A 12565-nucleotide genomic window follows, 5' to 3' on the forward strand; every position below is an offset into this window, starting at 1 on the left:
ATGAGCACAGAATTACTGATCAATGTCACACCAAGTGAGAGCCGTGTTGCCTTAATTGAAAACGGTGTATTACAAGAGATACAGTTAGAGCGTATTGGCAATCTAGGGATTGTTGGCAACATATATTTAGGTAAAATCAGCCGTGTGTTGCCTGGTATGCAAGCTGCTTTTGTGGATATCGGCTTAGATAAAGCCGCTTTTTTACATGCATCAGATATTGTTAACAGCGCTTCAATTGTAGAAGGTGTTGACGACGAACCCGTTAAAAAAGTACAAGATATTCGAGAGCTTGTTCGCCAAGGCCAGTATATTATGGTGCAAGTGGTGAAAGACCCTCTTGGCACTAAAGGGGCTCGGTTAACGACCGATATTACCATACCATCTCGTTATTTAGTTTTTATGCCTGATGCTACGCATGTAGGGGTTAGTCAGCGTATTGAAACAGAAGCCGAGCGCTCAAGGCTGAAAAACATCGTGGCGGAATACGGTGATGAAGATGGCAGCTTTATTGTGCGAACCGCAGCCGAAGGCGCTGCTGAAGCAGAGTTAAGGCATGATGCTGAATTCTTACGTAAATTATGGAAAAAAATAACCAGTCGCCGTCAAAAAACCAATAAAGCGACAATACTTCACGAAGACCTTACTCTTGCTTTTAGAACCTTACGTGATTATGTCGGGGAAGATATGGAAAGGATCAGAGTTGACTCCAGACTTTCATATGAAGAGCTAAAAGTATTTACAGATGAGTTTGTCCCATTATTATCGCAAGTGTTGGAATATTACCCAGGCGAACGCCCAATCTTTGATTTATTTGATGTTGAAAGCGAAATTCAAAAAGCGCTGCATCGAAAAGTGACATTAAAGTCGGGGGGATATTTAATATTCGATCAAACCGAAGCGATGACTACCGTTGATGTTAATACCGGAGCTTTTGTAGGCCATCGTAATTTAGAAGAAACTATTTTTAATACCAATGTCGAAGCCACTTCAGCAATAGCACGACAGCTAAGGCTACGTAATTTAGGCGGTATTATCATTATCGACTTTATTGATATGGTAAGCGAAGAGCATAAGCGCCGCGTACTTCATTCACTTGAAGCAGCACTTGGTAAAGATAGAGCAAAAGCAAATATTAATGGCTTATCAGCACTTGGTTTAGTTGAAATGACTCGTAAACGTACACGAGAAAGCTTAGAACATGTGTTATGTGATGTATGTCCAGCTTGTTCAGGGCGCGGTTCACAAAAAACAGTCGAAACCGTATGCTACGAAATCTTACGTGAAATAGTGCGGGTTAATAGAGCGTATGCTGCCGATAAGTTTATGGTTTATGCTGCCCCCGCTGTAAGCGAGGCACTAATAAATGATGAATATCATAACTTAGCAGAGCTTGAACTATTTATAGGTAAGCAGGTCAACATTCAAACAGAGAGCTTATATAGTCAAGAGCAGTTTGATGTGGTGATGATGTAATGAGTGCGAAGACGGTCTGTTTTTTTTGTTTACGAAAGTTATGGCAAATTTGCGCCATAACTTTGGTATTATTGGCCGTTATTGTTTCAATATTAAAATATACTCTCCCTTATGCTAATGATTACAAAGGTAATTTAGAGCACTACTTACACGATAAATTTAATATTAATCTTGCCATAGGCACCATATCGGCGAGTTGGCATGGCAATGGCCCCGCTTTAGTATTAGAAGACTTATCGTTTAAAAATAATGAATCTTCTCCCATTGCATTAACTATCGCAAAAACCAGCTTAGAACTGAATTTATGGGAAAGTATAAAAACCTTTCAAATAAAATCTAATTACTTTGTAATTAATGGATTTCACACCACCGTTAACGTATCAAATGTCTTAAATCGAAATGATGATGAGGATGTATCGTTTCAGCAGATAGAGCTAATAGAAGAGCTGTTTCTTGGTGAAACAGGCCACTTTGCTGTAGAGAATAGTAGTATTAATTTTGTGCTTCGTGATGGTACTGAGCGTAAAATTTTATTTAACGATATCGTATGGCAAAACGAAAAACAGCAACACTTAGGCAGTGGTACCTTAGCTTTGCCGGGTATTTCAGTGGGTAGTTTTGATGCGCATATAGCGCTGCAAGGCGATACACTTGAAGCGATGGCGGGAGATATCTACTTACAAGTTGCTAATGTGGATGTTACCAATTGGCTCGCACAGTTTATCAACACTGAAAAACAACAGTTGCATAGTGATATTAATCTACAAGCTTGGTTGAGCATAGATAAAGGCTTGATCAGTGATGTTAATATGCAGTGGTTACCAAGCTTTATCCGTTGGCAAGAAAACCAACAAGCGCAACAGATAAGTTTAAGCGAAGGGGGATTTCACCTGTTCCCTGAGCAAGAAAGCTGGCACTTAAAGAGCACCGGTTTAGCGATAAGCAGCAATGATAAAGCATGGCCTAGTTTAGAGTTTGAAGCATTATTTGGGGAGCAAAATAAACTATGGTTACAACAAGTAGACTTTGGTTTATTAAACGATTTAGCGCTTTTAACAAACTTTAAACAACTTGCTCCTTTAACCGAACGTAATCCGACGGGGCAAATTAAACACGCCTATATTAGTTATAGTAATAACGATAAATGGAAACTATGGTTTGAAGGTCAACAGCTTGGTTGGCAAGAAAAAAATGGTATCCCAGCGGCTCAAGCATTAAGAATTAATGGGCAATTAAGTCCTCAGCGTGGGCGTATTAGCATTTTTGGTGAAGACGGTACTTTAGCAACCGGCACTAGCTTTAAGCACCCTATTGCTTATAACCAAATTAATATTGAGTTAGATTTAGTCAAACGTGATAGCTACTGGCAAATTAGCAGCGACAATTTATGGTTTGATAACAATGAGCTTACCTTTGCAGGTGAAATGCAGCTCAGCCTGACAGATATCCCCAGGTTAGATTTATATGCAGAGGTTTATGTACCCGATGCGACAAATGCTGAACATTATTTTCCGCTAAAAGTGATGCCGCAGGGGTTAGTGGATTATTTATCTGATGGCATCTTAGCAGGAGAAGTAACGCAAGCTCAGGTTTTGTTTTCGGGTCCATTACAAAATGGTTACCCATTTTCAGAAAGTAATGGGCAGTTTAGTGTTGCAGCACAAATAGACAATGCGAGCTTTTCGTTTGATTCTAAATGGCCTGCGGTCACTGAAGCACAAGTTAAGCTGTTATTTAATAATCAACGAATGGACATTTTTTCGCAACAGGGGCATTTAGTTAACCTGTCTATTGAAGATGCAGTACATGTTAGTATTGCTGATTTAACTGATGTTGATGAAGTTAAAATTAAGATTAATAAAAAAGCTGACATGGCAAAAATGCATGCCTTTTTTGCCGCAACACCGCTTGCAACCCCGTTAGCAAATGTATTTGAAGTCGTGCAAGGTAAAGGCCAGGCAAATGCCGATATAGAGCTGTTAATTGGTTCTAAATATAAAAATTGGGCAAGTGTGAGTGGTGATATTACATTAAATAAAAACCCTGTTTTTATTGCCGCTCCAGGGATACAGGTTGATGATGTGAGTGGGGTTGTACATTTTGAAAATGATAAAATAAGCCTAACTAAAGCCACGGGATCGTGGCTTGGAATGCCACTTGATATTAACTACACCAGTGCAGCAAATAATAACGAATACCAAGCAAACGTAAATATTAACTTACTAGCAAATGCACAAACATTTATTGAGCATGGTAACGGCTTACTTGATGGCTTTATTACTGGGAAAAGTGATATCGCGGTTGACTTAGGATTAAACTTTACTGAGCAAGGCTTTAATTATAGAGCTGATGTCACATCTTCATTAATTGGTATTTCTAGCCAGTTACCAACACCTTATAACAAAACCGATGAGCAGGCTTGGCCATTAAGCGTGGTGGTTCAAGGTGATAATATATCTAACTTAATAACCAGTAACGTAAACGATGCATTTTACTTTAATGCGATATTAGAAAATGGAAAAACCCAGTTTAGCAATGCTCATTTTATTTTAGGTTCGCAAAATTTAGGGCTAAACCAACGTGGTTTAGAGGTGGCTATTAATTTAGAGCAAACTGAGTTGATACCTTGGCTAGGAGTGGTTGATCAAATAACAAAGCTTGCTAAGCAACCAACTAATAAAAATAACAGTATCATGCCTGCTTTTAATCAAGTGGTAGCACATGTTGATAATTTATCCGTCAGTAGCGCACAATTTAATGATGTTGATTTACGCCTAGCGCCCTATAACAATGATATGCAACTAAAACTGAGTGCGAAAGAGCTAAGAGCTGAGGTGTTTTTACCGCATGCAGCAGATCAGCCTATACGTATTAATAGTGATTATTTACGAGTGAACTTTAACGATTCACAGCCGCCAATAGAAACACCAAGCCAACCTTTAGATTTATCTTGGCTGGCAAATTTACCTGCCATTGAGTTTATCTGTGGTGATTGTAAAATTGATAGCTATCAACTTGATAAAGTTAATGCGTCATTGGCAGGCGATGGGACGCGGTTAACGATACCTGAATTATTTGTTGATAAAGGCGAACACCAACTGCGTGCTTTTGGTCAGTGGCAAGGTGGTAAAACTCAGTTAGAAGGTGAGCTAAAAAGTGACAATATTGGGGCTTTATTAAATGAATTTGATATTACGACCACTGTTAAAGACTCCGATGCCGAAATTAACTATAACCTTGCATGGCAAGGCGCTCCTTATGCAGTCGATATTGGAAGCTTATCGGGTGAGATAAAGTGGCAATTAGGTGAAGGCCATTTAACCGAAATTAGTGATGGCGGTGCACGGGTGTTTTCTTTACTGAGTTTGGATTCATTAGTGCGAAAATTAAAACTCGATTTTAGAGACGTATTTTCAAAAGGCTTTTTTTATAACAGCATGCAAGGCACTTTGCAGCTAGATAAAGGAATTGCATACACTAAAGATACCAGTATGGACGGTGTGCCCGCAGATTTAACGATTAAAGGTTATGCAAACCTAAATACCCTTGATATAAACTATGATTTAGCAGTGGCACCGCAAGTAACTTCAAGCATTCCGGTTATCGTAGCATGGATGGTTAACCCTGTTACGGGACTTGCCGCTTTAGCGATTGATAAAGTTATCCACTCTGCACGGGTGATCTCTGAAATTAATTTTAAAGTAACAGGCACCATGAGCAAGCCTATCGTACAAGAGTTAGACAGAAAGAGCCGCGAAGTCACCTTACCACAAGCGGCTCAAAATCAGCCCCAAGCTGCGGTTGAATTAAAGTTAAAAGATGCAAACACCAGCGCCACCAATGAGTAATATCAACTCAGCAGTTATTGCCTTACAAATGTGCTCAGGTATTAGCCCAGAGCAAAATATGGCACAATTAAAAGCCTTATTAGCGCATTTACCTAGCAAGCGCCCGTTATTAGTCTGTTTACCAGAAGCATTTTTAGTCTTTGCTAAAAGTGGAGAAGATACTTTAGCGACAGCACAACACAGTGAGCATTATAAACAGCAGTTAAGCCAGCTATGTAAAACTCATAAAATCTGGCTAAATGCCGGCACGATGCCAGAACCCTATGGCAAAAATAAATATTATGCAGCATCGCACTTATTTAACGATCAAGGCGAGATTGTTGCAAGTTACAACAAAATGCATTTATTTGATGTCACTGTCGCAGATAAAACACAGCAGTATAGAGAGTCTGACTTTACCCAAGAGGGTAACGATGTTGTGGTTCTAGCAACGCCATTTGGCAAAATAGGTTTAACGGTATGTTATGATATGCGCTTTGGTGCACTATATAATGCATTAACGCGCCAAGGCGCTGAAATTATATTGGTGCCAAGTGCGTTTACCGTTGTAACAGGGCAAGCTCATTGGCATACACTATTAAAAGCTAGAGCGATTGAAACGCAGACTTACATTGTGGCAGCGGCCCAATCAGGTCATCACGAAAATGGCCGTCATACCTATGGCCACAGTATTATTATTTCACCTTGGGGTGATACAATAAGTGAATTGCCCGATGGCATGGGCGCAATCACTAGCGAGCTAAATTTAACATCACTACACCTCATTCGACGAGATATGCCAGTGCAATCTCATCAACGATTTAAAGAGCAATTATTATGAATTCGGTTGAACAGCATTTACTTCAAGATAGCCAATTAACACGTGAAGAATTAGAAAAAACACTGGGCTACATTCATCAACATAAAGTGGATTATGCCGACTTATATTTTCAATCAAGCCATCATGAGTCTTGGGTACTCGAAGATGGTTTAGTGAAAGAAGGTTCATACAATGTAGAGCGTGGTGTTGGTGTGCGCGCTGTTAGTGGAGAAAAAACAGGTTTTTCATACTCTGATGCAATTAACCTAGAGGCGTTAAATAAAGCCGCTACCGCTGCACGCAGTATTGCCGATGCAGGGCAAGATAAAACAGTTCAAGTATTTAGTAATGTCAGTGCCAAACAGCAATATGCACCGCATCAACCCATCTCAAGTATGAGTGATAGTGATAAGGTTGGTTTACTGCGTGAGCTTGAAAATTATATTCGTGAACTAGCTCCCGATGCAGAGCAAGTTATTAGTTCAATGTCGGCAGTATACGAAGAGGTATTAATTGCAGCGAGTGATGGTACATTTGCCACCGATATTCGCCCATTAATACGTTTAAACTGTTCGGTATTACTTGAAAAAAATGGCCGCAGAGAGCGAGGCGGTGCAGGTGGCGGTGCACGTTTAGACTACGGTTATTTTAAAGAGTTAGTCGATGGTAAGCCGCGTTGGATGGAGTTTGCTGAAGAGGCAGTACGCCAAGCAAAAGTAAACCTAGAAGCGATTGATGCACCCGCAGGGACTATGGAAGTGGTGCTCGGTGCAGGCTGGCCAGGCGTGTTATTACATGAAGCAGTAGGACATGGACTTGAAGGTGATTTTAACCGTAAAGGGGCGTCGGCATTTAGTGGTAAAGTTGGTGAAAAAGTGGCCTCAGAGCTATGTACTGTGGTTGATGATGGAACGATTTCAGATCGTCGTGGATCACTAAATGTAGATGATGAAGGGACACCCGCAGCTTATAATGTATTAATTGAAAATGGCATTTTAAAAGGCTACATGCAAGATAAGTTAAATGCACGTTTAATGGGTGTGAACCCAACTGGTAATGGTCGACGTGAATCATACGCACACTTACCTATGCCACGTATGACTAACACGTACATGTTAGGTGGTGAACATAGCCAAGCTGATATTATAAGTTCAGTTAAAAAGGGGGTATTTGCTCCTAACTTTGGTGGTGGGCAAGTAGACATCACCTCAGGTAAGTTTGTATTTAGTGCTTCAGAAGCTTACTTAATAGAAAACGGTAAAATCACTCAGCCCATTAAAGGCGCAACATTAATTGGCAATGGCCCTGAAGTGATGCAAAAAATATCAATGGTAGGTAATGACCTTGCTTTAGATAAAGGCGTAGGTGTATGCGGTAAAGATGGTCAAAGTGTACCGGTAGGCGTTGGTCAACCAAGCTTGAAAATCGATGAACTGACTGTCGGCGGTACTGCATAGAAGCAGTAAGAAGTGAAATAACATCTTGCGGCGAGACCGTTAAAAAAAGCTTTGCTGTAAAACAGCAAAGCTTTTTTGTTAAAACTAAGTGCTTAACGCATAGTAACAAACTCTTCTGAACCTGTAGGATGCAGTGCGACCACAGCATCAAAATCGGCTTTAGTTGCGCCCATTTTCATTGCTACGGCAAAGCCTTGAATCATTTCATCAACAGTAAAACCAATACCGTGTAAGCCAACAACTTTTTCATCTTCGCCAGCACACACTAACATCATATTACATGCTTGGCGGTGCTGAGTGACGGCGGTATACATAGCGGCAAAGCCCGATTTATACACTTTAACGTTTTCGTCACCGTACTGCGATATGGCTTCCTGTTCTGTTAAACCAATTGTTCCGATAGGAGGATGACTGAATACCACGGTTGGAACTAGGCTATAGTCCATTTTTAAATCGTTAGGTAAGTCTTTATTAAACAAGCGCTCTGATAAAGTGCGCCCTGCTTTAACTGCAACCGGAGTCAGCTCAATGCCGCCTTCGATGATATCACCGACAGCATAAATATTTTTAGCCGTCGTATTTTGATACTCATCTACTTTTACATAACCACCTTCATTAACTTCGACACCAGCAGCGCTAAGGTTAATTTTATCGGTTGTAGGGGTACGCCCAATCGCCCAAATTACGTGATCAACATTTTGACTGTAGCCATTTTCAAAGTGAATCGTTAAGCTACCATCGCTTTGTTTAATAATTTCTTTTGGCGAACACTCGGTATGAAGAGTCGGGCCTTCTTTTTCCATAATATCGGTAAGCGTATCGATGATATAAGGGTCAAAGCTTCGTAGAGGTTTATTTTTACGAACAAATAAATGTGTTTCAGTACCTAAGCTGTGTAATACGCCTGCAATTTCAACGGCGATATAACCTGCACCCACAACAGCAACACGCTTTGGTTGCTCGTTTAGTTCAAAAAAGCCATTTGAGTCGATACCCAACTCAGCACCAGGGATGTTAGGAATAGTTGGACGTCCGCCTACTGCCACTAAAATGTGATCGGCAGTGTATTGTGTACCCTCTACTTCAACTGTTTTGTTATCTATAAATTTAGCAAAACCTTTGATTACATGTACGCCGTTACTCGCTAAGCCATTATCATAACCTTTATGAATACGACCAATGTAAGCTTCACGGCTTTCGACTAATTTACTCCAATTAAAGTCTTTAACTTCAACATTAAAGCCGTAATCTGGCGCATATAAATTAATTGCTTCGGCAACTTGAGCACCATGCCACATTACTTTTTTAGGTACACACCCTACATTTACACAGGTGCCGCCCATATGTTTAGCTTCAATAAGTGCGACTTTTGCTCCACGCATGGCGGCTCTATTTGCCGAGGCAATACCACCACTACCACCACCGATGGCAATATAGTCAAAGTGTTGTGTCATTTTATGTCCTCAAGTTCATTTAAAAGGTCTATTTCTAAATAGTAACACATGTAGACCCGATAAAAGCCCCTTGTATTTCGCTATTTTGCCCCAACTTTAAAAACATATTCGTAACGATTTGAGAGCCAGTATGAGCGATTTATCTAACAACCCATTAATAGGCCTTGAAGGCTTACCGCCTTTTTCAGCTATTAAGCCAGAGCATGTAGTGCCCGCATTAGAGCAAGCAATAGCGCTATGTAAAAATACAATAGAGACAGTTATTGCTAAGCAATCTTACACATGGAATGATCTTATTGTTCCATTAGAAGAAAGTGATGATAAGTTATCTCGTTTATTTTCGCCGGTATCGCATTTAAACTCTGTTATGAATAACGATGAGCTTCGCCAAGCATACGAGCAATGTTTACCATTACTTTCAGAGTACTCTACTTTTGTTGGTCAACATCAAGGGTTATTCCAGGCCTACAATGCGCTTTATAACAGCGATGAGTTTAAAACATTAAATACCGCGCAGCAAAAATCGATTACCAACGCACTTCGCGATTTTAAGTTATCAGGGATTGCGTTAAAGCCAGCACAGCAAAAACGCTATGGTGAAATAAGTGTACGTTTATCTGAGTTGTCCTCGACGTTTGGCAATAATGTGATGGATGCTACGCTTGCATGGCAAAAACATATTACGGATGAAAAAGAGTTATCAGGCTTGCCTGAATCAGCACTGGCACTTGCTGCTGACACCGCAAAAAGTAAAGATCTTGATGGTTGGTTATTTACTTTAGATATACCGTCGTATTTACCAGTAATGACCTATGCTGATAACCGCGAATTACGCAAAGAAATGTACACGGCTTTTTGCACTCGCGCGTCTGATCAAGGGCCTAATGCCGGTGAATTTGATAACTCAGACATAATGAGTGAAGAATTGGCGTTAAAACACGAACTAGCCCAATTACTTGGTTTTAAAAACTATGGTGAAAAGTCATTAGCAACAAAAATGGCGCAAAGCCCAGCACAGGTATTTTCATTTTTAGATGATCTAGCTGCAAAATCAAAACCACAAGCAGAGCAAGAACTTGCAGAGCTACAAGCGTATGCCAGCGAAAAACATAATGTAACCGAATTGCAAAGCTGGGATTTTGGCTACTATGGTGAAAAACTAAAACAAGAAAAGTACGCTATTTCAGATGAAGTACTACGTCCTTACTTCCCAGCCGATAAAGTGCTAAGTGGTTTGTTCGAGACGGTCAATCGCTTATTTGGTATTACCGTAAAAGAAGTATTTGAATTTGATAAATACCATAACGACGTGCGCTTTTTTAATATTGTAGATAGCACTGGCACTTTACGTGGTAGTTTTTATCTTGATTTATATGCGCGTGAAAGAAAACGTGGTGGGGCATGGATGGATGTATGCATGAGCCGTACAATCCGAGCAAATGGCACATTACAAAACCCAGTAGCTTATTTGGTATGTAACTTCAATAAAGCAATCGGCGATACACCAGCGTTGTTTACCCATAATGAAGTCACGACCTTATTCCATGAGTTTGGTCATGGAATACATCACATGTTGACACAAATTGATGCCGCTGCGGTATCGGGTATCAGTGGTGTTGCGTGGGATGCAGTAGAGCTTCCTAGTCAGTTTTTAGAGAACTGGTGTTTTGATGAGCAAGCACTGAGCTTTATTTCTGGTCATTACGAAACTAATGAGCCATTACCAAAAGAGCTACTCGATAAGTTGCTGGCAGCTAAAAACTATAATTCAGGGATGCAAATGTTGCGTCAAATTGAATTTTCATTATTTGATTTTGCAATCCACACCGATTATCAACCAGGTAAAGCATGTCGAATTCAACGTATTTTAGATGATGTGCGTAGTCGTACATCGGTTGTTAAAGCACCTGAGTTTAATCGTTTCCAACATGGTTTTAGCCATATCTTTGCTGGTGGCTATAGTGCCGGTTATTACTCATATAAGTGGGCCGAAGTACTCTCTGCTGATGCCTTTTCTAAGTTTGAAGAAGAAGGTATTTTTAATCCAGAAACAGGCCAAGCCTTTTTACAAAATATTTTAGAAAAAGGCGGTAGCGAAGAGCCAATGGAGTTATTTAAAAAATTCCGAGGACGAGAGCCCAGTGTGGATGCTTTATTACGCCACAGCGGTATTGCCGTGTAATTTAAAAATAAAATATAAAGCGCCTAATTGGCGCTTTTTTTTTCGACAATTTTTGCTTGCGTACTATGCTATAAATATAGCGATTAAAAAGGGAATGAGTAATGGCAAAGTTGGTACTGGCCATAGATGACGATAGCTATGTTCATCATATTATTGATAATGCTTTGTCTGGTTTTTGTAAAGTATTGCATGCTAGCAGTGGTGACGATGGGCTCAAATTAATTAATCAATATCACCCTGATATTGTGTTACTTGACATAGAAATGCCCGATTTAAATGGGTATGAGGTATGTAAAAAAATAAAACAAAATAAGCATACAAAAGACATTCCCGTCATGTTTTTATCATGTAAAGTTGAGCTTGAAGAGCGTGTACAAGGTTATAAGGTCGGCGGCTCTGATTTTGTGTATAAGCCTTTTAATCATGAAGAATTAAAAGAACGTATAAAAGTACTTTATCACTATCGTCAGCAATGCATTAAATTAAAGCGAGATGTAGAAAGCGCTAATACCACTGCCGAAATAGCCATGACAGAAAATGGCGATATGGGCAGAATAGTTCGCTTTGTTGGACAAAGTTATCATTGTGAAACCCTCGAATCGCTAAGCCAATATTTATTAGCATTTTTTACACCATTAAACATCGACGTGGTGGTGGTTTTTTGGTACCAAGGGCGGGCGCTATATTATTGCCACGACAGTGGAGTATGCCCACTAGAGCAAGAGTTATTAGTGCAGCATAAGTTTGAAAGTCGGTTTGTTGATATTGGCGATATCACGATAGTAAATTATCCAAAAGTGTCTTTATTAGCGAAGAATATGCCGCTTGAAAACAGTGTGTTATATGGACGATATAAAGATTTATTTCCACATATTCTCGAAGTTACAAATGAAAAAGTAGTGGTTATGGAAAAGCATGAAAATACTTTAGAGCAGGCTGCTCGTATTACAAATACTTTAAAAGAAGTGGTAGAGCAACTTAACACGCAAAATATAGAACAAAATAAATCTACCAAGCAATTTATAGAGCAGCTTCATTCATTAGAATCTGCGGTTAATACCCGCAAAAAATTAACCTTGCCAGAAGATCTTTCTCTGTACATCAATCAATTAGACCAGACGATGCAACAATTTGCGTCTGCTAACAGTGATTTAGCGTATATACGCTACCAATTAAAGCAAATTACACAAAGTCGGAACGAATTATTACAAGTTCTCCAACAAAGAGCAGTGCCAAAACAGTATGATAAGCACGATAAAAACACATTAGATGATCACGATTCAACACCGGATATTGAGCTATTTTAGTGTGCCTACCCTATGGGACTTGTTATACTGGGTGCGTTTAATCTA

General features: G+C 39.8%; 7 protein-coding genes. 6 read left to right on the forward strand and 1 reads right to left on the reverse strand.

What is annotated here, in order from left to right; genetic code table 11:
• From rng to tldD, 4 genes are read left to right on the forward strand one after another with little or no spacing between them, the layout of a single operon-like run.
• Window positions 1-1473, forward strand: a complete 1473-nt coding sequence (rng, locus tag J8L70_RS05380) for a ribonuclease G (RefSeq protein WP_211054462.1) — start codon at window positions 1-3, stop codon at window positions 1471-1473.
• Window positions 1473-5321 carry a YhdP family protein gene (locus tag J8L70_RS05385; protein ID WP_211054463.1) on the forward strand — a complete coding sequence of 1283 codons (3849 nt, stop codon included), beginning with the start codon at window positions 1473-1475 and terminating at the stop codon, window positions 5319-5321. Before rng ends, J8L70_RS05385 begins: the two co-directional genes overlap by 1 nt.
• The gene (locus tag J8L70_RS05390) at window positions 5314-6141 is read left to right on the forward strand and encodes a carbon-nitrogen hydrolase family protein (RefSeq protein ID WP_211054636.1); all 828 of its coding nucleotides are present in this window, start codon (window positions 5314-5316) and stop codon (window positions 6139-6141) included. The genes J8L70_RS05385 and J8L70_RS05390 overlap by 8 nt, the downstream gene beginning before the upstream one ends.
• Window positions 6138-7577, forward strand: a complete 1440-nt coding sequence (tldD, locus tag J8L70_RS05395; RefSeq protein WP_211054464.1) for a metalloprotease TldD — start codon at window positions 6138-6140, stop codon at window positions 7575-7577. The genes J8L70_RS05390 and tldD overlap by 4 nt, the downstream gene beginning before the upstream one ends.
• A gap of 92 nt (window positions 7578-7669) precedes the next feature.
• Here the strand turns inward: tldD and gorA are convergent, their stop codons facing one another.
• Window positions 7670-9031 carry a glutathione-disulfide reductase gene (gorA, locus tag J8L70_RS05400; RefSeq protein ID WP_211054465.1) on the reverse strand — a complete coding sequence of 454 codons (1362 nt, stop codon included), beginning with the start codon at window positions 9029-9031 and terminating at the stop codon, window positions 7670-7672.
• Window positions 9032-9161: 130 nt separating this feature from the next.
• Here gorA and prlC point away from each other — a divergent pair, with 130 nt between their 5' ends.
• Together prlC and J8L70_RS05410 are read left to right on the forward strand one after the other, a co-directional pair.
• Window positions 9162-11213 (forward strand): oligopeptidase A, encoded by a 2052-nt coding sequence (prlC, locus tag J8L70_RS05405; protein ID WP_211054466.1) that lies wholly within the window; start codon window positions 9162-9164, stop codon window positions 11211-11213.
• Window positions 11214-11314: 101 nt separating this feature from the next.
• Window positions 11315-12520, forward strand: coding sequence for a response regulator (locus J8L70_RS05410; RefSeq protein ID WP_211054467.1), 1206 nt, complete (start codon window positions 11315-11317; stop codon window positions 12518-12520).
• Window positions 12521-12565: the final 45 nt, after the last annotated feature.

The sequence above is a fragment of the Pseudoalteromonas sp. MMG010 genome (genome assembly GCF_018100905.1).
In the GTDB taxonomy this organism is placed as follows: Bacteria; Pseudomonadota; Gammaproteobacteria; order Enterobacterales; family Alteromonadaceae; genus Pseudoalteromonas.